We start from the raw sequence: 21,794 nt of genomic DNA, 5'->3' as shown, positions 1-21,794 counted from the left end.
CCATTTTTATTTACAGAACTTATTAATATAATGTTCAATATCATTAGCAATAATATCCCTTGCACTTCCTGCATTTTCGATTTCGTCAACAGCAGTCGTTTTATTTTCAAGCTCTTTATAAACCTTGAAAAAATGAATCATTTCATCAAAGATATGCTTAGGTAGCTCGTCTATATCCCTATAGGTATTATAATTGGGGTCATCGAAAGGGATAGCTATAATTTTATCGTCGTGACGTCCGCTGTCTATCATTCTGATAACGCCAATAGGATAACATCTTACAAGCGTCATTGGATAAAGAGTTTCTGAACATAATACAAGAACATCTAAAGGGTCTCCATCGTCAGCGTATGTTCTTGGAATAAGTCCGTAATTCGCAGGGTAGTGGGTAGAAGTATAAAGTATTCTGTCAAGCTTGATAAGACCTGTTTCCTTATCAAGTTCATATTTAATTTTGCTTCCTTTTGGAATTTCAATTACAGCAACAAAATCTTCCCGGCTGATTCGCTTAGGACTGATATTATGCCATATATTCAATTTTTTAACTCCTTTCAATATAAAAAATCCAATAAAACCTTTAAACTACATTAATAAGTATATAATCTTTTTGATAGTTTGTCAATGTGCTTTGTGATTTTTAGCACAAACATATAAATAAACAAAATCTGAAAGGAATTTTTTCATTTTATTGTAAATATTTTCTCTTTTAGTATTATCTAAATTCGTTTAAAATTATTTTTTAGAATTGAAATTTACAGAAAAAGATGATATAATAAATATATTATATAAAGAGGGGAACAAAAAAATGGAAAGAATTAATGATAGTATTTCGTCAAAAAAAATAAATATGATTGTAAGCGAAATAAAAAAAGCGGTAATAGGGAAAGATGAAACAATTATTAAAGTATTGCTCGCTATTTTGGCTAAAGGACATATACTTATAGAGGACATACCGGGAGTAGGCAAAACTACAATGGCGCTCGCATTTTCAAAAGCTATGTCGTTAGATTATAACAGAATGCAGTTTACACCGGATGTTCTTCCGACTGATATAACTGGTTTTTCAATATATAATAAATCAACCGGAAATTTTGAATATAAACCTGGTGTCGCAGTCTGCAACTTGTTTTTAGCTGATGAAATAAACCGCACCTCAAGTAAAACTCAGTCGGCTCTTCTTGAAATAATGGAAGAGGGGAATATAACTGTTGACGGAAAAAGCTATCGTTTACCTCAGCCATATACGGTGATCGCAACTCAGAATCCAATAGGTTCAATAGGTACGCAAATGCTTCCGGAATCTCAGCTTGACCGATTTATGATAAAATTAAACATGGGTTATCCGGATGTAAAAAGTGAGATTAAAATACTAAAATCTAAATTAGGGGACTATGGAAAAGGCGTTTTTGAAGTTAAAACTGTGGTAACTTTGAATGAATTGAGGACTCTTCAGAAATTGGTCGAAAACGTATATATAAACGACAGTATATTTGCTTATATAGCTTATCTTGCAGACGCAACCAGAAAGCATCCGATGATAAGTCTTGGTCTTAGTCCCAGGGGAGCTATTAGTCTTGCATCAATGTCAAAGGCATCTGCACTTTTATGCGGACGAGACTATGTTATACCTGATGATGTTGCGTTTGTATTTAATGAAGTTGCTCAGCATCGTATAATATTGGAAAGAAAAGCTTCATTAAGCGGATTGAATGAATCAGCAGTTTTAAATGAGATTTTGAGGAATGTATCTGTTCCTAAAATAACAGTCTGAGGTTTATTATGTTGTCTGTAAAAATTTTATATATGTTATTACTGATAATATCAGTAATTTTTTATTTACTTTATACAGAAATGCTTTCATTATATATTCTGATATTTTTAGTTGCGCTGCCGTTATTATTAGGAGCAATAATTATTTATTCAAGATTTTTTATCAAGGGAAGTATTGAAGCAAAATCAAATACGGTTGTTAAAAAAGGAAAAATAGATATTTTACTTTCGATAAATAATAAAACCATTATTCCGTTTTCAAACAGTATAATTACTATAGAATACTTTAATAATCTGTTGAAGTCTTATGATACAATGATATTAACAGTCCCTATTCATCCTTTATGTAATGAAAGAATAAATTTTTCTCTTACTTCTGATTATTGCGGAATTTTAAATATTAAAATTAAATCTATTCAGATATATGATTTTATTAAACTTTTTTCCTGCCGTATCAAATCAGATGTTGTGAATAAAATTACTGTTTTACCTGAAATTTATAATCTAAACTCTCTTTATAAATTAAATATTATCAATACAAATGAAAGTAGTATTTTTTCAAAATATAAAAGGGGAGATGATCCATCAGAGATTTTTGATCTTAAGAATTATTTACCGGGAGATAAGCCAAACAGGATTCATTGGAATTTAAGCTTAAAACAAGATAATCTAATAGTCAGGCATTACAGTCAACCGGTTAATTCTTCAATTTTAGTAGCTTTGGACTTTAACGGAATCGCATCGGAAAAAAATATAAGAAGTCTTGATACAGTTTCGGAAGTGTTTGCATCAATATCATTTTTATTAATAGATAATGAAATACCGTTTAAGCTTACATTTTATAATTCACATAAAAATAGTAATGAATCTGTTAGAGTTATTAACAAATCTGATGTTAGTGAAAATATAAGAAGTATATTTGAAAATGGACCTTCTGACGATTCTGTCCTTACCAAGGAAATATCAGAAAAAGCATACGACTTTTCTAAAATAGTTTATATATCGTCATCTGCTGAAAATATATCGGAATTATATAATCAAAGCAATCAGAATATGACTTTAATATATATAAAGAACGAATTTTCAAATGATTTCGCAGAATTTGAAAATTCTGATCATATAATCATAATACCAGCGGGAAAGCTGGAAGAAAATATATCAAAATTAGTTATATAGGAAATTAATATGAGTGATAAAAAAATAAAACGAAATATTTACAGCGGAGTCAAAGTAACTGACAGTATATCTTTTACAATACCCAAAAAAAGATTTTTACCTGATTTCCTACCCTTAATACTGATTGCCCTTTGCGGAGTTATCGGAATATTTTATTCATTTATAACAATGTTTCATATTAAAATAAACAACGATATTATTGCAGTTTATATTACTTTATTTTTTGCACTGTTTTCTATAATATTTATATTGCCTAAGAAATTTATATTTACTATTATACCTATTTTGATTATTTATGAAATATTATTATATAGAAATTGGAATAATTATATTAAGGGATTTATGTTGATATATAATCAGGTATATAATATTATCTGGCCTAAAAGAAGTGAATATTTTAATATAGAATTATCAGGAATTTCAAAAGAAAATACAATATCTATTTTCATGAGTTTTACAATTTTTCTTATTATCATGCTTATATGCTATTTTACAATAGTAAAACCAAATTTTTTCTTTGGATTTCTTATTACGTTTCCATTTATTGAAATTGGTCTTTATTACGGCAAAACTCCTGCTCTTTTACCGGCCTTTATGGTAATAATATACTGGACTGTATTGCTTTCCGTTCATCAGTCAGGCTACTACAGGAATCTTGGAAGAAGTAAGACGGGTTTCATAAGAAAAGGTAACCACTTTATAGTTAAACCTCTAATTAAATATCGAACTGCCGGACAATCCGGTATTATATTGATGACAGGCTGTGCTTTAATTATTGGATTGATCTTTATTATTATTAATTTAACCGGATATTCTCGTTCTGATAGATTGAATATTGTAAGAGACAACCTGAAAACTGCTCTTAGTGAATTTACTTTTAATGATGTTAAAGGAAGTATCGAACGAATATCTGATTCTTTTGAATTAGGAAATATTAAAATATACAGCCATCGTCTTGGAAATCTGCATTCAATTTCATATAATAATACCACTGATCTTATTGTAACTTGCGACGAAGCTTTTAATCCTAATGGTAATATATACCTTAAAGGATATGTAGGATCTATATACGACGGAAAGAGCTGGAATGAGCTTAACAGTCAAATATATGATAACAGCAGCGGGCTTTTTGATAATTCAAATTTACATCCACAGGATTTTTTATATAACAGTCTTAATGAAAATTCATCTTTAAATTATACTTTAAATATAGAAATTTGTTTTAGAAATGCAAAATATAATTATACTCCATATAATTCTGTTCCAAAAGGGGAGATTAATTATATAAATGATACTGTCATTGAGCTTGAGAATAAGAAAAATTATAGCTTTAATATATCAGAGAAGCAAAATTTTAACAGTCTTATGAAGCAGGAGCAATATGGTAATAATAGTGAATATGAAGAATTTGTTTATAGTAATTACCTTAAAGTACCTGATAATGATGAAATCAAGAAACTTTATAATAATTTTATAAAGGATAACATATCTGATAACGTATATACCCAGCTTAGCTATATCCGTACATTGCTGTCAGATAATGCAGAATATACATTAGAGCCGGGCAAAACGCCGGCAGACCGTGATTTTGTAAATTATTTTCTAACAGAAAATCATAAAGGCTACTGCGTTCACTTTGCAACTTCCGGTATAATTCTTGCAAGAATGTCGGGAATCCCTGCACGATATGCCGAAGGATATGTTATGACAGAAGATGATTTAAAAGATGAAAACCTAACTCAAAACGGTTATAAAGTAGAAATAAAGGATAACAGAGCTCATGCATGGGCTGAAGTATATTTAAAGGAATATGGATGGGTACCGTTTGAATTTACTCCTCCAAGTGCTGCAGCTTTCACAAATATTCAAACTTCGGAAACAAAGGAAACAACTTCAACACATCAAAATATAACAAAAAATTCAGAAAATATAAGCTTAAGCAGTAATACTAAAAATGCCGATGAAATCACTGATACAATTATTAAAACAAAAACAGAGAAATCTGTAAATTCTAATACGGATTTTTCCCATCCTTCAGATAATAATCAATATCCAATAGGATTAAAGCTTATTATTGCAGCAACATTTTTAGTTATTTTAATTATATCAATAATTGCAGCAATACATTTAATTATTTTAAAAAAACGTAGTAATAGTTTTAAAACTGATAATTATTCTGAAAACGCAATTAATGCATATGAATATATTTTAAAGTTAATTGATTTCTGCGGTATAAAAAATGATAATATGCAGCATTTAGAATTTGCTGAATATGTAGAAAAAGAATTAAAAGGGACTTTTAAAAGCAACGAATTTATTGACGTTACAAAAATAGCTCTTGAAGCAAAATTAAGTAATAAGATTATTAGTAGGGAAAAATCTGAAGCAATAATCAGACTGGCTTTAAAAATATCGGATATAATTTACAAAAGGCAAAATCTTATAGTCAGGATTTTTATGAAATATTTTAAGAATCTTTGCTGAAAAATGAGCGCTTTTATAAGCGCTCATTTTTGTAAAATTATAATGATTTGATTTCAGATATAAATTCTTCAGTTTTTTTATTAAGCCTTTTGAAATCAATTGCTTTAATATAATTTTTTTCAAGCTCATCATGTATATCCAAAGCTGTGTTAAGCGCTTTCTGTGCTTCCTCAGCAAGCTCAACAGATCCTTTTTTGTTGAATGAAAGCCGCTGTTTTTTTGACGATATTATTTCTTTACTATAAAAACGACCGAAATTTATAGCAGCAGCCGTTTCGTTTTCTATTCTGTTAAAGAAGTTAGAAGTCATAAATGCCAATCCTGTTTCTTCTGAAATAATATGTTCATATGTGGGAATATGATGCATAGTACATTCGCTGACTGTTATATTATAACCACAATTTGCAAAATGATCAGCAATCGCTCTTAAAAAGAAATCACTTCCTGCAAACAAATCATCTTTAATCAAATAGACGCTATAATCTCCGATTAAAGACTGTGTAGAATAATTATCAGTCGTAAATGCTGAAATCTGTTTATAGCTTATTTTTCCTTTTTCATCTTTTTTATTTTTTATCATGAGTTTTTTGCAAAATCTTGAAACATATGATATCAGCTTTTCTTTATTCAGTGCGTCTTCACCGATTGTATAAATATCTGAATTTAAAGATGCAAGCGCTTCAATGTAACAACGCACTCTTGCATGATATTTTTGATTTTCATCAAATAAATAGTGTATAGCATCAGAATGCTTTTTAAGCTTATTTCCATCCCAAAATTCTCCTAAATTTATGATTTCCTGTGAAGCTCCGGGATAAAGCGCCTCGAAAACATGCGGCGCCGTACCGTCAACTATAATTAATTTTTTATCTTCAATTACAACTGCATCGAGAGATCTGATATCCGATGAGCAATAGTATAAAGATATCGGATGTTCTTTAAATTCGTCTGCAATTTTTTTCATAAGCGTTGATTTTCCGGTACCCGGACCGCCCTTTAATATGTAGGTATAAAATCCGGGAGCCTTTATTTGTTCTAAAAATTTTGACTGAAATCCTGACGGAGATGTTCCGCCTAAAAAGTATATTTGCTTTGTCATATTGTTCCCTCCGTAGGTTTTGTTTACTTTATTATTTTATGATACAGATGGGAATTTGACACTGTTCAGTTAATTTTCATAATCGGAATCTGATCATTGCATATATTCATTCCACACTTTTTATAAAATTCGGCCTTTTCATTACTGCATATCAATATTCTTCTATAGTAATCTCGATATATTTCAAGCATTTCTGAGACAAGCGCTTTACCTATACCTTTATTTTGATAATCAGGACTTATAAGAAGATAAGGAAAAAAAACATTCATACCTCCATCAGATATAGCGGTCATCAATCCTATAAGCTTTTCGTTTTCGCGGCATGACAATACAGTTTCACTTGTTAAAACAGAATATAAAAGCTTTTCAGGGTATCCGGCAGATTCCCAGTTAACTGATAAGAATAGCTTAGTGATTTCATCTTGTGAAAAATTCTTTGATCGATTTATTTCCATTGTAATCTCCTGACAATGAGTTTTTATATAACACTTATATTATATCTTTTTTTTTAGCTATATATTCTTATTATAAATTAAAATATCTTGACCTATGATGAAAAAAGTAGTAAAATATATAAAGATAATTAAAAAGTCCGTGAATAATGTCACGGCAGAAAGGCTGTTTATTATTATGTCAAACAAATTTATAGTTGAAACATCTGCAAGGCATGTACATCTTACTCAAGAACATCTTGAAATCTTATTTGGTAAAAATGCGAAACTTACAAACAAAAAAGATCTTTCCCAACCCGGACAATTTGCTTGTGAAGAGAGAGTTACAATAGTAGGACCTAAAAAATCAATGCCCAATGTTTCAATTTTAGGTCCGGTACGTCCGGAAACGCAAGTAGAGCTTTCTGCTACCGATGCACGTTCAATCGGTATATCTGCACCAATAAGGGAATCTGGCGATATAGAGGGATCAGGCGCCTGTAAAATAATAGGACCGGAAGGAGAAGTTGAAATCAGTCAAGGCGTTATAATAGCTAAGCGTCATATTCATCTTACGCCTGAAGACGCCCTTCAAATGAATGTTAAAGATAAGGATATTGTATGGGTTAAATTAGATACAAAAGAAAGAAAAGCAATATTAGGTGATGTTGTTGTAAGAGTTTCTCCTAAATATGCTGCAGCTATGCATATTGATACAGATGAATCAAATGCTGTTTCAGCTTATAATGGTCTTGAAGGAGAAATAATAAATATTTAAAAAAAGCGGCTAAGATTTTTCTTAGCCGCTTTTATATTATAGAAGTAAAAATCATAAAAAACTGTTAGTTTTTTTAATAAAAATTCGAGGGGGATTTAAATGACAAGAAAAGAAATGATATTACAAATGTTTTTAACTCAATATGAAACAATGACCGCCGACATTGACGAGTTACAAAGGCGGTTAAGATATCGGAGAGTAACAACAATAGACTGTCTTGAACTTATCATAGCGATAGAACGTTATTAAATGCTTCACGAAATGGAGCGTTGGATATTCCAGATAATGAAGATAGACGAAAAATGCGAATTTGAAAAGCTTTTTGAAAAGTTTGATAACGAACAGAAAAACAAAGTTAAGTTTTAGCGTTTTAACCGCGCAATAAAAAATATTTTTTTCTGTTGAAAACTTAAGTTAAGGAAGTGTAAGAAAGTTGCATAAAAGCCGTAAACATGGTATAATGGAGATAAATTAAACAGAAAAGGGAGAGAATAAAAAACACGTTATTGCGCTAAATATAAGTTTAGCGCAATAAGTAGTGGTGAAATTATGAATAAATCAAAATTAAATGATTATCCAGAATTTTTAAATGATTACTGGTTTAATTTAGTGGTCGCCAAAGGCAAATCTGAAAGAACTGTTGAGGGTTATCTGATAGATATACGAACTTTTTTACGATATTTAATTTATATTGATTCAACTGACGATATTGAATTTAATATGATATCCATAAAAAAATTTGATGTAAATAATTTAGAACAAGTTAATTTAAAAAAAATTTATGAATATATATACTTTTTACGAGATGACCGTAAAAATAATTCAAAAACTATATCAAGAAAAATATCATCATTAAAAAGTCTTTATAAATATCTCACTAAAAATGTAATGTTAATTAATAATGATCCTACAGTTAATTTGGAACTACCTATAATAAAAAAATCCCTGCCAAAATATCTTACCCTTGAACAAAGCGAAAAACTTTTGGATTCAGCCTCAAATTCTGGTAAAGAATCATTGCGTGATTATTGTATAATAACACTGTTTTTAAATTGCGGAATGCGCTTAAGCGAACTTGTCGGACTTAACATTAACGATATAAATTTTAATGAAAGCAAAATGAAGTTATTAGGTAAAGGAAATAAAGAACGTTATATCTATTTTAATAACGCCTGTAAAATTGCTTTAGCGGATTATCTAAATTCGCGTGAAAATTCAATAAACGATCCTGACGCAGTATTCTTAAGTAGGAAAAATAAGCGAATCAGTAAAAGGCGTGTTGAGCAAATAGTTAATGAATCAATCAAAAAAATAGGATTATCCGGTCAGGGATACTCTGTTCATAAACTCAGACATACTGCCGCAACACTCATGTATCAACATGGAAATGTTGATACTTTAACACTCAAAGAAATACTTGGCCATAAAAGTATTGCCACAACAGAAATATACACTCATTTATCAAATGAAATTCTGAAAAATGCCGCAGATAATTCACCATTAGCAAATATTCATCATAAAATTAAGGATAAAAATAACGAAAATGAATGAATACATCATATATTATTTTTATTTAAATAATCTTCTGCTGAAACTGCGCAGCAGGCGCCGTCTGATACTGCCGTCACAATTTGTCTGAGTCTTTTTTTACGAACATCACCCGCTGCAAATAGTCCCGGTACAGATGTGATTCCGTTTTCATCTGCTATTATATATCCGTTATCATCTAATGTTACCTTATTTTTTAATAATGCAGTATTCGGCTTTATACCTATAGCTATAAATATGCCGTCTGTCAAAATATTTTTTTCAGTTTTATTCTGAATTAAGTTTATTGATTTTATTTTTTGACTTCCCATGATTTCTATTATCTCGGAATTTAATAAAAATTCTACGTTAACAGCGGCTTTTAGTTTTTTCTGCAATGATTTATTGGCTCTGAATACACTTCTTCTATGAACAAGATAAACCTTTTCTGCAATTTTAGAAAGAAGCAATGCATAACTAAAGGCAGTATCACCGCCTCCTACTACAGTTACAGTTTTTCCTTTATAAAATGCTCCGTCGCATGTAGCGCAATATGAAACTCCTTTTCCATAAAATTCATCTTCTCCTTTAACTCCAAGCTTTAAATGATTAGCTCCAGCCGCATATATTAAAGACCTGGATTTAAGATAATATCCATTTTTAAAATTTACAATATAAGAACCGTTACTGAAATTAATTTTAGTTGCTTCTCCTTCATAGAATTCTACGCCTAATTTTAATGCATGTTCTCGAAATTTCATACCAAGTTCATATCCATTTTCACCATATAATCCCAAATAATTTTCTATACGGTCGCTTTCAGAAATTTGACCTGTACCAAAATGAATTTTCTCAACGACTATTGTTTTAAGCTGATCACGCACTGCGTAAACAGAAGCCGAAAGTCCGGCGGGGCCGCTTCCTATAATTATAACATCATACATAATTGTCATTCCTTTTATAAATACTTTTATAATGTTATATGCAATATTATAACCACTATTCAAGAATACGTTTATAAAAAATACGGACGCTGTTAAACGTCCGTATTTTTTTATTGATTATTCTTAGCTTCCAAATCAGCTAAAGCATCTTTTCTTGAAAGGTTAATTCTTCCTTGTTTGTCTATTTCAACTACTTTTACAAGTATTTCATCTCCGATAGAAACAACATCTTCAACCTTTTCAACTCTGTTCTTTTCAAGCTTAGATATATGAACAAGTCCGTCTTTTCCAGGCGCAATTTCAACAAATGCTCCGAAGGTCATAAGTCTTACAACCTTGCCTTTATATATTTCTCCAACCTTAGGGCCGTTAGCAATTGTTTGTACTATGGCAAGAGCCTTATTGCAATTTTCAAGGTCAACTCCGGAAATGAACACATTTCCGTCTTCATTTATATCAATTTTCACATCGCATTCAGAAGTTATCTTCTGAATAATTTTGCCGCCCTGACCAATAACTTCTCTTATTTTTTCAACATCGATTTTGGTTTGAATCATTTTAGGCGCATATTTATTAACAGTAGCTCTTGATTCTGGAATTGCCTTAAGCATAATTTCATCGAGAATATAAAGTCTTGCTTTTCTTGTCTTTTCAAATGCTTCTTTAATTATTTCAGGCGTTAAACCATCAACTTTGATATCAACCTGAATAGCAGTTATTCCTTTATGAGTGCCTCCCACCTTAAAGTCCATATCTCCGAAAAAGTCTTCCAGCCCCTGAATATCAACCATTGTCATGAAATCATCACTGTCCGGCTTGGTAATAAGTCCGCAGGAAATACCTGCAACAGGAGCTTTAATCGGAACACCTGCGTCCATAAGAGCAAGCGTAGAGCCGCAGATTGAACCTTGTGACGTAGAACCGTTAGAGGAGAGCACCTCCGAAACAAGCCTTATTGCATATGGAAACTCTTCTACAGAAGGCAGTACCGGTTCCAGGGCTCTCTCAGCGAGCGCACCATGACCTATTTCACGTCTTCCAGGACCTCTGCTTGGTTTAGTTTCACCTACAGAATATGATGGGAAATTATAATGATGCATATACCTTTTAGACTCTTCTTCATCAATTCCATCTATGCGCTGTGCATCGCTAACAGGGCCGAGCGTAGCGATTGTTAAAACCTGAGTTTGTCCTCTTGTAAATAATCCAGAACCATGAACTCTCGGTAATACATTTACTTCTGCAGCTAAAGGTCTTATTTCATCTATTCCTCTTCCGTCAACGCGCTTACCGTCATAAAGCCAGTTTCTAACTATTTTTTTCTGAAGCTTGTAAATGCATTCGTCAATCATAGCTTCTTTTTCAGGATATATTTCATCAAATTTTATATGAATATCATCCTTGATCGGCTGAAGTCTTTCTTCGCGTACATTTTTATCGTTTGTGTCAAGAGCTATCTTTACTCTGTCTGAAGCGAACTCCTCAATTGCGTCGAACATATCATGATCAACTTCCTGAGATTCAAATTCAAACTTCTTTTTACCTATTTGTGATTTAATATCATTTATAAATGCTACTATTTTTTTTATTTCTTCATGACCTTTTATAATAGCGTCAAGCATAATATCGTCCTGTACCTGATTAGCTCCGGCTTCAATCATAACTATTTTTTCAGCAGAACCGGCAACAGTAAGATTTAAATCAGTTTTTTCTCTTTGTTCAAGCGTAGGATTAAGGACTATTTCACCGTTTACAAGTCCAACGCTTATACCGGCAATCGGACCGTTCCATGGTATATCAGAAATAGAGAGAGCTATAGAGGTTGCAATCATACCTGTAATTTCCGGAGAACAATCAGGATCAACTGCAAGAACTGTCATTACAACTGAAACATCATTTCTCATATCCTTTGGAAAAAGCGGTCTTATCGGTCGGTCAACCATTCTTGAAGTAAGAATTGCCTTTTCAGACGGTTTCCCTTCTCTTTTAGTAAACGAGCCGGGTATTTTACCAACTGAGTATAAGCGTTCCTCATAATCAACTGAAAGCGGGAAAAAGTCAATACCTTCCCTTGGCTTAACGCTTGCCGTAACATTTGCCATTACAACTGTCTCGCCATAATGCACCCAGCAAGAACCATTCGAAAGTTCGCAGGTCTTACCTGTTTCAACCATAAGTTCCCTGCCGGCAAACTGCGTTTTAAAAGTTTTATAATTTTCGAACATAAACTGCCTCCTGTTTCAGTAGCAGCTTTAGCAATAAACCCTGAACCTTATAAAAAAATAAGGTTTACGATTTAATGCTAAAATAACCACTACTGTATTAATTTTAAATTCATTTAGATAAAAAGGCAGAAAGGATTTCTCCCGACTGCCTTTCAAATAAAGGATTACTTACGGATTCCAAGCTTTTCGATAATTGCTCGGTATCTGTTAATATCCTTTTTCTTAAGATAATTAAGAAGATTACGTCTGTGACCTACCATCTTAAGAAGACCTCTTCTGGAATGATGATCCTTCTTGTGAATCTTCAGGTGTTCAGTTAAGTCGTTTATTCTTTTTGTAAGAATAGCGATCTGAACTTCCGGAGAACCGGTATCATTCTCGTGAGTCTTGTTTGCTTCAATAACAGCTGTTTTTTCTTCTTTCAGTAACATGTTTTCACCTCTTTAATTATTTATCCTATGTCATAGTAAAAGGCAGGTAAACTCCGTATTAGGCTTAACCCTTAAACCATGCGCATGGACGATTAATATTATAACATATTTTTATTATATTGTAAAGGGATTTTATAAAAATCTAAGATATTATTTTTCCTTTTTTAGATTTTTTCTTCTTTTCAATAGGCTTTTCTTTACCGCCTTTATCCTCAAATAATACCTCGTTATCATTTTCAGAAATAATTAGTTCAGGGTTTATCTCACCTCTTTGTTCATAAAATGGGTTAATAACATATTTCTGAATTATAGGGTAAGAATTGAAGCAAATAATAAATGCAAGAATAGACGCAGGAACAAAAGGAAGAAATAGAATAAAATTCAAATTAATTAATATTAAAATTATAAATATTGCTATAATAACAGATGTAGAAAGTAAAGTTATCAGGTTTTTTTTCAATGCAACACATGCTAATGCTAACGAATTTTTTATTATATTTTTAAATGATATATCTGTTGCTACAATCATAAGAAAAGCATAATAATTCATCATTATCACAACTAACGCTATGCTTATGCTAATAATAAAAGGTATCATTAAAAGTTGGTTTCCATAAGCTTCAGAAAGCTTAGGGTAAACATAAACGGCCGATCCGATAGATACGGCAATGATTAAATCCAATAAACCAAGGACAAAAGACTTTTTGTAATTTTTAGAAAACGCTTCTTTAAAATCCGTTAATATAAATGAATGCCTTTCAAGTGTATAATTACGAAGAATTTTCATCATACCTGCAGTTGCCGGTCCGAATACTGCCGCAAAAGCACATAAACATATTATAATTATAATAGCTGCAATTTTAGAGTTTGAAACCCTTAAAAAAGCATAACCGGCAAGCAAAATTGGAATAAAAAAAACTGAATATAGCATATTGACCTGAATAAGTTTCCAAAACTTTCTGAATAAAAGTTCAAAAAATCTGAAAACACCTTTCTTTTTTGGAGCGTTTTTTGGTATGCCCACTCCCGCGCTTTCATAATCCGAACCGAAAATTCCCATTAATATTTACACTCCTTGTTTTAAGGCTTCAAAAGCAAGCCTGTAAAAATATATGTAATTGTACAATCTAAAACCGAGCTGAGTAATGCAAATGCCGCAAGAACCACAAACTTAATTATGTAAAGCTTTATTTCAACTCTTTGTTCATTATCTTTATCTTTTCCGAAAGCAAAATTTAATATGGTATTCGACGATTTTATTGATTCACGCGCACCTAAAACAAGTATAAACATGCTAAACAGCAAAACCGGAAGCAGCATTATAAGTATAATAAAAAAACCTTTTATACCATAATTAATATATATTAATGCTGCCGAAATTCCGCCGGCAATTCCTCTATGAAAAAGAGTAAGTATACAAAGAGGCTGTCCAAAGGCAAATAAACCGCAGATGGCCTGAATCGAAAGAGTGAACAAAAGCGGTAGAAATGAATCGGAAAAAACTTTAATCATAGATCTTTCGGTAGTGCTTTTTATTAAATGCTGATTTATGAATTCGGACGCTATAAAACGGCTTTCATTATCCTTTATAACAAATATCGTACCTGCAATAATTCCTGAAAACATAAAAAGCATTAAAACTCCAATAAACAATCTTCTTTTTTCAGAAACGGTCATATCAGCAGCGGCTGTAATTTTCATAATACATCATTCCTTTTCTTTGGCAAAGCCTTTTTTAAAAAGGATATGCTGTATGACCGAAAATTATACTTAACTCAGTCAGCAAGCTCGTATGCACGCTTTGTACACGCATCACAAGCCTCGTCAACTGCTTTAAGCAGATTATTATCATATAGCTTTTGAAGACCGGCCAATGTTGTGCCTCCTGGTGAAGATACCATTTTTATGAGCTCGTCAATATCATATTCAGATTCCATTATCATTTTTGAAGAGCCTATTAAACTCTGGCAGAATAATGCTTTTGCCGCTCCTTCGTCTATACCGTTTTTTACAGCATTATCAATGAAACCTTTAGCAAAAAGGTAAATGAAAGCCGGACTGCTTCCGTTTACGGCAATTATTTCTTTCATTTTATTTTCAGGGATAACTTTAATCTTTCCGCAAGCTTCAAAAACTCTGCATACAAAGTCAAACTGTTTTTCAGAGGCAGAATTGCTTTCTGCGATTGCTGTCGCTCCCTCTCCAAGAAGCAAAGGTGTGTTAGGCATTGCCAAAATTACTCTTACGCTGTAGTCTTCAAGAGAATTTCTAATATAATCGGAAGAAATTCCTGCTGCAATTGAAACAAATACCATTCTTTCCTTAACATAGTCTTTAACCGATTTTAAAGTGTTTTCCAAAGACTGAGGTTTAACCGCCAAAAATACAATATCACATTCTTTAACAACTTCAGCGGCGTCATTGCATTTTATTACGTCAAAGCCTGACAAGGCATCAACCTTCGACTCGTCAGGATCAAAAGCATAAATTTCAATATCCCACCTTAATTCGCTGAAGGCGACGCCTTTCATTATTGCGCTCCCCATATTACCCGCACCTAAAAAGCCGATTTTTCTTTTCATTTTTTCCTCCATTCATAATTATTATCATTTTATTTTTGCAAAAAATCACTTGTCAGTTAAAAATATTACTAACAAGTGATTTAAACAATTACTTATTTAACTAATATATCTTTTTTTCCGAAAACTCGTTTGTAAACATACATAACAGTAGGTAGAACAGCAGACATCAATATTACGTCAACCGGAAGCTGAATAGCATTTTTTAATAATCTTGCAGGCATAAGTCCCCAAAACGACTGCCCCCATAGAACGCTTAAAAAATATGAGTTCATAAGAAGATTGCATATTACTGCTATCATGGCCTTTGCTATAATACACTTAAATACAAAATATTTGTTTAAATCAGCCTTGTATAGAATTAATCCATAAATAATACCGCCCGTAATCTGCACTAATGTAAATCCGGGATGATATGCCCCTCCGGTTTTATTGGCAAGAAGAAAACCAAGAATGTCAGTTATTGCGCCTGCCATTGCGGCCGGTACCGGTCCAAAAAGCATACCTATTGCGGCAAGAGCCAGAAAACTGAATGATATTTTTATGTATTCACCCACTGGAATCATTATAAATACACCAAGAAGAACATGTATAGCTATAAGCATGCCCGTCATGACAATACATTTGATATCTGTCAGTTCCTTTGCTGAATCGCGTACCATTGAAATAAACCTTTTCATAAAAAACCTCCTAAAAATTGTGCTGATTTGCACAAAGAAGCCGTTTATGAAAAGGCGCTTTATGCATACAGCGGGATGCGAAAACTATACCGCAAGTTTTTTGTGCTTTTCGTTCCAACAGCAACTCCCCGTCTGTCGGCCACTTTACGCATAGTTTTCTACTCTGATGCCTATATTCGTATAATTATTAAAATGCAATTTCATCTGCTATATGATATAAATCTTCCTCAAAAGGTTTTTTCATGGAAAGAGCTTCCTGAATGTCATAATCCACGATTTTATTATTTTGCATTCCGACAACTCTGTTTCCAATACCCTGTGAGAGCAGATTAACTGCATAATAACCCATTTGACTTGCAACAACTCTGTCTCTTACAGTAGGAGAACCGCCCCTCTGAACATGACCGAGAATAGTAGTTCTGGCTTCAATTCCAGTCTTTTCCTGAAGAGTTCTTGCAATTTCATCCGAATGACCAACGCCCTCGGAAACTATTATAATAAAATGCTGCTTACCTGTTTTTCTGGATTCAAGCATTTTCTTTGCGATTACGTCAAGATCATAAGGAACCTCGCTTGTAATAACATACGTAGCTCCGCAAGCCACGCCGGTATTAACGGCAATAAAGCCTGCTCCCCTGCCCATAACCTCAACTACGCTGCATCTGTCGTGAGACTGAGCGGTATCTCTGAGCTTGTCAACCATTTCCATTGCTGTATTCATGGCCGTATCGTAGCCTATTGTATATTCTGTACATGAAATATCATTATCTATAGTACCCGGAAGACCGACACAGAGTATACCCTTTGCTGAAAGATCAGCAGCTCCTCTGAACGAACCGTCTCCGCCAATTACTACAATACCTTCCAACCCCAGTTCTTTGCACTTATCCTTAGCTTTATTAACGCCCTCTTCAGTTCTGAATTCAGGACATCTGGCGGTATAAAGCATTGTTCCGCCTCTTTGAATTATATCAGAAACGCTTCTTTCATTCATTTCTATAACGTCTCCGTTAATAAGTCCATTATATCCTCTGCGGATGCCGTAAACCTGCATACCCATTCTTATAGCGGCTCTTGTTACTGCCCGAACAGCAGCATTCATTCCGGGAGCGTCTCCCCCGCTCGTCAAAACACCAATCTTTTTAAGCATTAAATATAACTCCTATCCGCCTCTTGGCATGTTTAATTTACCATATACTATTTTACTACATTTAAGATTTTTGTCAAGTGATTTCGAGTAAAATAAAGAAAAAAATATATATAAATTAATTTTTAATCAATTAATCCTATATTATCACCTGAAACTACTTCTTCAAGTATGCTTATAAGCTCGCTGCAAATTTTAACTCCTTTAACATTTTTCGGTTTAATATATTTTTTTGAATCATTTAAATAAAAACATAGCGATATATTTCCCGGGTAATCTTCAGCGGCTTTAATAATTTTTAAAGCTACTTCTTTCTGCGTCCCATTCAGCTTTATACAGAGACGCTTTGATTCCGCAATATTCTTAAATTCCGACTTAGAATAAAGATTATTACATATTATGGATGTTTCAAAGGCTTCCTTATTAGATATTTTTCCGTATATATAAAGAATATCTCCGATTTGTAGTTTATTTTTATATAAATTGTATGCTTCTGGAAACAGTGTGCATGAAATCTGACCGGTTATATCCTGAATATTTAGAAAAGCCATTTTTTTCCCGGTAGATGTATAATGTATAGTTATATCGTCTAAAACTCCTATTATTTTTTCTTCAATAGTTTTGTTCAGGTATTTATTATTTTTTATTTTTGAAATAGAATTTAATTTCATAAGCTTAGTGTAGATTCTGAATTCATCCAGAGGATGACCTGATATATACATGCCGGTTGACAGTTTTTCAAATTCAAGCAGATCGTTATATTTATACTCTTCTTGACTTTTAAATTTAAATTTTTGATGAATCCGATTATTTCCATCAGGAAATAAATTCATTTGTCCTTCAATATTTTTTCTTGTAAAATGTGAATAACTGTCCATAATGTATTCATAATTGGATATCATTTCACGTCTATTTGCACCTAAATTATCAAAGCTTCCTGATTTTATTAAATTTTCGACTATTATTTTGCTTATATTCAATTCTGATGTTCTTTCACAAAAATTATCAAGAGATTGAAAAACACCATTCTTTTCTCGCTCTTCTATAATACTTAGTATTATCCCCTTACCTATATTTTTAATTGCGAGAAGTCCATACCTTATACCATTTTCTTCTGCTGTAAATTCAGCATAGCTTTTATTTATATCCGGCCTTAATATTTTTATTTCATTCTGACGGCATTCTTCTACATATTCGGATAATTTATCAGTATTACCCAGTACACTTGACATAAGCGCAGCCATATATTCTTTCATATAATGACATTTTAAATATGCCGTCTGATAAGATAAATAAGCATAAGCTGCTGCATGAGACTTATTAAATGCATAAGAGGCAAATCCGCTCATTTCATCAAAAATCTCATTTGCAGTTTTTTCATTAATACCGTTTGCTATAGCTCCGCAGCATTCTGTAGTACCGTCGTCATTTTTATTGCCGTATAAAAATATATTACGTTCCTTTTCCATTACATCATGCTTTTTTTTGGCCATTGCGCGTCTTACCAAATCCGCTCTTCCGTAGGAATATCCCGCGGCAACTCTGCATATTTCCATAACCTGTTCCTGATATACCATACAGCCATAGGTTACATTAAGAATATTTTTTAGAACTGGGTGCTTATAAGTTATTTTATCAGGATTATGTTTGTTGAATATATACTTTGGTATGGATTCAGAAGGGCCCGGACGGTAAAGCGAAATAATAGCTATAAGATCCTCAAGATTTTCCGGCTTTAGCTGAATAAGAACCCTTCTCATTCCATCGCTTTCAAACTGGAAAACTCCTGTGGTTTTACCTAAAGACATCATTTTATATACATCTTTATCATTTACAGAAATTTTATTAATATTAAAATTATTTTCATATCTTTGTATCTGCTCTACACAATGTTTTATAACAGTAAGATTTCTAAGTCCCAGAAAATCCATTTTAAGAAGTCCGAGATTTTCAAGAGCTGACATTGTATATTGCGTTACTACGGCGTTTCCGCTTGTTTTTACAGGTACAATATCAGTTATGGGAACGGAAGATATAACTACGCCCGCTGCGTGAATAGAATCATTTCTCGGCATTCCTTCAAGCTTAATGGATTCATCAATCAGCTTGTGAGCTGTAGGATTAGTATCATAAAGCTGTTTTAAATCATCATTTTTTTCAATTGCTTTTTCAATAGTAATATTTAAATCCTTTGGTATAAGTGAAGATATGTCATTTCTGAATTTAACTGAAAGGCCTAAAGCTCTTCCGGTATCTTTTACTGCTGCTCTTGCTTTAAGCGTATCAAACGCTATTATCTGAGAAACACGTTCTGATCCGTATTTATTCACAACATAATCTATAACCTGCTGTCTGCCCTCAATGCAAAAGTCTATATCGAAATCAGGCATACTTACTCTTTCAGGATTTAAAAAACGTTCGAACAGGAGGTTATATTTTATTGGATCTATACCTGTAATTCCAATGCAGTAAGCGCATAGACTTCCAGCTCCAGAGCCTCTTCCCGGGCCCACCGGGATGTTATTTTCTTTTGCGTATCTTATAAAGTCCCAAACAATAAGAAAATAATCTGTATAGCCCATTTCAACTATTATCTTTATTTCATAGTTAAGACGCTCCCTGATACTTTTATTAATTGGCTCGTTGTATTTTTCGATTAAACCTGAAAAACACAAATTTTTAAAAAATGATATATTATCCCTTTCTCCATCGGTTTTAAATTCAGGAAGCCTGATTACCCCGAATTCAAAGCTTACATTACATTGTTTTGCTATATCGAATGTATTTATGACTGCTTCCGGCATATCTCCGAAAAGCTCGTACATCTGTTTCGTAGATTTTATATAAAATTCATCAGTGGGGAATTTAAGCTTATTAGGCTCATATATGGTTTTCTTTAACTGAATACACATCAATATATTTTGAGTTTCTGCGTCGCTTTTTTCTATATAATGTGAATCATTAGTTGCAGCAAGTGGTATTCCGGTTTCTATTGATAGCTTTTTGAGCATAGGAATTATTTCAATTTCATCTTTTATTCCATGATTTTGAACTTCTAAATAATAATTTCCTTTTCCGTAGATTCGTTCATAATTCAAAGCAGCCTTTTTGGCTGACTCATATTCTCGGTTTATAAGCTTTTTTGCAATTTCTCCTGCTATACAGCCGGAAAGACATATAAGACCGTCGGAATATTTTTCAAGAATTTCTAAATCAACTCTGGGCTTACTGTAAAACCCTTCAGTATAGCTCAATGAAACAAGTTTAATAAGATTTTGATAGCCCTTGTTGTTTTTACATAGTAAAATCAAATGAAACGGACGTGAATCAAGCTTTGCCTCTTTATCAAAACGTGTTCTTGGCGCTACATATACCTCGCAGCCAATAATCGGCTTAATACCTGCCGCCAAAGCTTCACGATAAAAATCAACTGCTCCGTACATTACGCCATGATCGGTTACTGCGATTGCAGTCTGACCAAGCTCTTTTACTTTTTTTACAAGCTTCTTAATGCGGCAAGCGCCGTCGAGCAGACTGTATTCACTATGAACATGAAGATGTACGAAGCCGTTTTCAGTTTCCAATATTTTCACCGTCTTTATCTTTTTTTATAATTTCATCCGCTATAACAGCAAGCTTTAAAAATCTTCTATTTACGCCGGAACGTCCGATAGGCTTTGAAAGATTATCACCTAATTCCTGCAAGCTGTATTCAGGATATAAAAGGCGCAGATTTGCGGTTTCTTTCAATTCAGCGGAAAGATCCTCAAATTTACCGGCATTTTTAATAATCTTTATATCGTTAATCTGCTTTGCTGAAGCAGCTATAACCTTATCAATATTAGCCGCGTCGCAGTTTGCAATTCTGTTTACTTTATTTCTTACGTCCTTGAAAATCTTGATATTCATAAGATTGAGAGTACACTGTCTTGCGCCTATAAAGGTCAATATATCTTCTATATTTTCACTGTCTTTGATGTAAAGTACAGTATTCTTTTTTCTTTCTGTTCTTCCTGAAGAAATACCTAAGCTAAGTAATAATTTATCAAGATCAAAGTATAATTGTTCACATGGCAGAGTAAATTCCAAGTGATATTCTTTTTCAGGATCGGTAACACTTCCACATATAAGAAATACTCCTGCTAAAAAAGCGTTTAAGCTATTTATGACTATATTTTTAAGATTTATTTCGCGTTTTTCAATATTGATGTTATAAGCTTCATATATTAAACGAACTGAATCCGCATCATTAATATTAATATAATAGCCCGTATTCCCTTTTTTCTTTTGTATAATCTCTGTTTCAAAAATTATGTTACGGTTAAATACTGATTTTATCAACTCGCAAGACAATTTGAAAAATTTCTCAGATTCTGTATTTATTGTTACGCTTTTTTCACTTATATGACGGCAAAATAATATAATACCGTATAAACAGGCATATTTTTTGTCTTTATCTGTTACAGTACAGCAAATTTCTCCTCTGACATCATTGGAAAAGGACGCCATTTCGGCATTCCTCC

Annotated in this window: 19 protein-coding genes and 1 riboswitch; of the genes, 6 read left to right on the top strand and 13 right to left on the bottom strand. The window is 32.6% G+C overall.

What is annotated here, in order from left to right; translation table 11 throughout:
- Positions 1-6: 6 nt before the first annotated feature.
- Positions 7-537, bottom strand: coding sequence for an inorganic diphosphatase (locus ACYQ0N_RS07775; protein WP_460162372.1), 531 nt, complete (start codon positions 535-537; stop codon positions 7-9).
- 268 nt (positions 538-805) lie between these two features.
- Between ACYQ0N_RS07775 and ACYQ0N_RS07770 the strand changes: the two genes are divergently transcribed.
- From ACYQ0N_RS07770 to ACYQ0N_RS07760, 3 genes are all read left to right on the top strand, one after another.
- Positions 806-1,771 carry an AAA family ATPase gene (locus ACYQ0N_RS07770; RefSeq protein ID WP_177533041.1) on the top strand — a complete coding sequence of 322 codons (966 nt, stop codon included), beginning with the start codon at positions 806-808 and terminating at the stop codon, positions 1,769-1,771.
- Positions 1,772-1,779: 8 nt separating this feature from the next.
- A complete protein-coding gene (locus tag ACYQ0N_RS07765) occupies positions 1,780-2,946 on the top strand; it encodes a DUF58 domain-containing protein (RefSeq protein ID WP_460162371.1) in 1,167 nt (388 codons plus the stop codon).
- A gap of 168 nt (positions 2,947-3,114) precedes the next feature.
- Positions 3,115-5,430: a transglutaminase-like domain-containing protein gene (locus tag ACYQ0N_RS07760; RefSeq protein WP_460162370.1), complete on the top strand. Its 2,316-nt coding sequence runs from the start codon at positions 3,115-3,117 to the stop codon at positions 5,428-5,430.
- Positions 5,431-5,467: 37 nt separating this feature from the next.
- Here the strand turns inward: ACYQ0N_RS07760 and ACYQ0N_RS07755 are convergent, their stop codons facing one another.
- Complete coding sequence (locus ACYQ0N_RS07755; protein ID WP_177533038.1) at positions 5,468-6,529, bottom strand: hypothetical protein; 1,062 nt, start codon at positions 6,527-6,529, stop codon at positions 5,468-5,470.
- 65 nt (positions 6,530-6,594) lie between these two features.
- Positions 6,595-6,984 (bottom strand): GNAT family N-acetyltransferase, encoded by a 390-nt coding sequence (locus ACYQ0N_RS07750; RefSeq protein ID WP_177533037.1) that lies wholly within the window; start codon positions 6,982-6,984, stop codon positions 6,595-6,597.
- A 175-nt stretch (positions 6,985-7,159) separates the two neighbouring features.
- Between ACYQ0N_RS07750 and pduL the strand changes: the two genes are divergently transcribed.
- The 3 genes from pduL (at position 7,160) to ACYQ0N_RS07735 (ending at position 9,289) form a co-directional block, all read left to right on the top strand.
- Complete coding sequence (gene pduL / locus ACYQ0N_RS07745) at positions 7,160-7,738, top strand: phosphate propanoyltransferase (protein WP_177533036.1); 579 nt, start codon at positions 7,160-7,162, stop codon at positions 7,736-7,738.
- Positions 7,739-7,837: 99 nt separating this feature from the next.
- Positions 7,838-7,987, top strand: a complete 150-nt coding sequence (locus ACYQ0N_RS07740; RefSeq protein ID WP_460162369.1) for a hypothetical protein — start codon at positions 7,838-7,840, stop codon at positions 7,985-7,987.
- Positions 7,988-8,287: 300 nt separating this feature from the next.
- A complete protein-coding gene (locus ACYQ0N_RS07735) occupies positions 8,288-9,289 on the top strand; it encodes a tyrosine recombinase XerC (RefSeq protein ID WP_177533034.1) in 1,002 nt (333 codons plus the stop codon).
- Between the two features lie 5 nt (positions 9,290-9,294).
- On the opposite strand, the gene ACYQ0N_RS07730 is transcribed toward ACYQ0N_RS07735, so the two are convergent.
- The 10 genes from ACYQ0N_RS07730 to whiA form a co-directional block, all read right to left on the bottom strand.
- A complete protein-coding gene (locus ACYQ0N_RS07730; protein ID WP_177533033.1) occupies positions 9,295-10,209 on the bottom strand; it encodes an FAD-dependent oxidoreductase in 915 nt (304 codons plus the stop codon).
- A gap of 110 nt (positions 10,210-10,319) precedes the next feature.
- Complete coding sequence (locus ACYQ0N_RS07725; protein ID WP_460162368.1) at positions 10,320-12,434, bottom strand: polyribonucleotide nucleotidyltransferase; 2,115 nt, start codon at positions 12,432-12,434, stop codon at positions 10,320-10,322.
- 164 nt (positions 12,435-12,598) lie between these two features.
- Entirely contained in the window at positions 12,599-12,865 is a 267-nt protein-coding gene (gene rpsO / locus ACYQ0N_RS07720; protein ID WP_177533031.1) for a 30S ribosomal protein S15, read from the bottom strand.
- Positions 12,866-13,007: 142 nt separating this feature from the next.
- Positions 13,008-13,925: a DUF624 domain-containing protein gene (locus ACYQ0N_RS07715; protein WP_177533030.1), complete on the bottom strand. Its 918-nt coding sequence runs from the start codon at positions 13,923-13,925 to the stop codon at positions 13,008-13,010.
- Between the two features lie 20 nt (positions 13,926-13,945).
- Entirely contained in the window at positions 13,946-14,566 is a 621-nt protein-coding gene (locus ACYQ0N_RS07710) for a stage II sporulation protein M (protein ID WP_177533029.1), read from the bottom strand.
- A gap of 74 nt (positions 14,567-14,640) precedes the next feature.
- Entirely contained in the window at positions 14,641-15,447 is an 807-nt protein-coding gene (gene proC, locus ACYQ0N_RS07705) for a pyrroline-5-carboxylate reductase (protein ID WP_177533028.1), read from the bottom strand.
- Between the two features lie 92 nt (positions 15,448-15,539).
- Complete coding sequence (locus ACYQ0N_RS07700; protein WP_177533027.1) at positions 15,540-16,124, bottom strand: folate family ECF transporter S component; 585 nt, start codon at positions 16,122-16,124, stop codon at positions 15,540-15,542.
- 66 nt (positions 16,125-16,190) lie between these two features.
- Positions 16,191-16,292, bottom strand: a riboswitch (THF riboswitch).
- 19 nt (positions 16,293-16,311) lie between these two features.
- Positions 16,312-17,274, bottom strand: coding sequence for a 6-phosphofructokinase (pfkA, locus tag ACYQ0N_RS07695; protein ID WP_177533026.1), 963 nt, complete (start codon positions 17,272-17,274; stop codon positions 16,312-16,314).
- A 122-nt stretch (positions 17,275-17,396) separates the two neighbouring features.
- The gene (locus ACYQ0N_RS07690) at positions 17,397-20,855 is read right to left on the bottom strand and encodes a DNA polymerase III subunit alpha (protein WP_460162367.1); all 3,459 of its coding nucleotides are present in this window, start codon (positions 20,853-20,855) and stop codon (positions 17,397-17,399) included.
- Complete coding sequence (whiA, locus tag ACYQ0N_RS07685; RefSeq protein ID WP_177533025.1) at positions 20,845-21,780, bottom strand: DNA-binding protein WhiA; 936 nt, start codon at positions 21,778-21,780, stop codon at positions 20,845-20,847. Before whiA ends, ACYQ0N_RS07690 begins: the two co-directional genes overlap by 11 nt.
- Positions 21,781-21,794: the final 14 nt, after the last annotated feature.

It is taken from the genome of Ruminococcus sporogenes (genome assembly GCF_054655175.1).
Note: the sequence above shows the minus strand (reverse complement) of the source record. Positions and strands in the feature narration are given on the sequence as shown.

Bases quoted from the DNA above. Each gene is read 5' to 3' on its own strand.
- ACYQ0N_RS07715 (WP_177533030.1), bottom strand. From the start codon at position 13,925: ATGGGAATTTTCGGTTCGGATTATGAAAGCGCGGGAGTGGGCATACCA.
- ACYQ0N_RS07735 (WP_177533034.1), top strand. From the start codon at position 8,288: ATGAATAAATCAAAATTAAATGATTATCCAGAATTTTTAAATGATTAC.
- ACYQ0N_RS07730 (WP_177533033.1), bottom strand. From the start codon at position 10,209: ATGTATGATGTTATAATTATAGGAAGCGGCCCCGCCGGACTTTCGGCT.
- ACYQ0N_RS07760 (WP_460162370.1), top strand. From the start codon at position 3,115: ATGTTTCATATTAAAATAAACAACGATATTATTGCAGTTTATATTACT.
- ACYQ0N_RS07710 (WP_177533029.1), bottom strand. From the start codon at position 14,566: ATGAAAATTACAGCCGCTGCTGATATGACCGTTTCTGAAAAAAGAAGA.
- ACYQ0N_RS07740 (WP_460162369.1), top strand. From the start codon at position 7,838: ATGACAAGAAAAGAAATGATATTACAAATGTTTTTAACTCAATATGAA.
- whiA (WP_177533025.1), bottom strand. From the start codon at position 21,780: ATGGCGTCCTTTTCCAATGATGTCAGAGGAGAAATTTGCTGTACTGTA.
- ACYQ0N_RS07770 (WP_177533041.1), top strand. From the start codon at position 806: ATGGAAAGAATTAATGATAGTATTTCGTCAAAAAAAATAAATATGATT.
- ACYQ0N_RS07750 (WP_177533037.1), bottom strand. From the start codon at position 6,984: ATGGAAATAAATCGATCAAAGAATTTTTCACAAGATGAAATCACTAAG.
- rpsO (WP_177533031.1), bottom strand. From the start codon at position 12,865: ATGTTACTGAAAGAAGAAAAAACAGCTGTTATTGAAGCAAACAAGACT.
- pduL (WP_177533036.1), top strand. From the start codon at position 7,160: ATGTCAAACAAATTTATAGTTGAAACATCTGCAAGGCATGTACATCTT.
- ACYQ0N_RS07765 (WP_460162371.1), top strand. From the start codon at position 1,780: ATGTTGTCTGTAAAAATTTTATATATGTTATTACTGATAATATCAGTA.
- pfkA (WP_177533026.1), bottom strand. From the start codon at position 17,274: ATGCTTAAAAAGATTGGTGTTTTGACGAGCGGGGGAGACGCTCCCGGA.
- proC (WP_177533028.1), bottom strand. From the start codon at position 15,447: ATGAAAAGAAAAATCGGCTTTTTAGGTGCGGGTAATATGGGGAGCGCA.
- ACYQ0N_RS07755 (WP_177533038.1), bottom strand. From the start codon at position 6,529: ATGACAAAGCAAATATACTTTTTAGGCGGAACATCTCCGTCAGGATTT.
- ACYQ0N_RS07725 (WP_460162368.1), bottom strand. From the start codon at position 12,434: ATGTTCGAAAATTATAAAACTTTTAAAACGCAGTTTGCCGGCAGGGAA.
- ACYQ0N_RS07700 (WP_177533027.1), bottom strand. From the start codon at position 16,124: ATGAAAAGGTTTATTTCAATGGTACGCGATTCAGCAAAGGAACTGACA.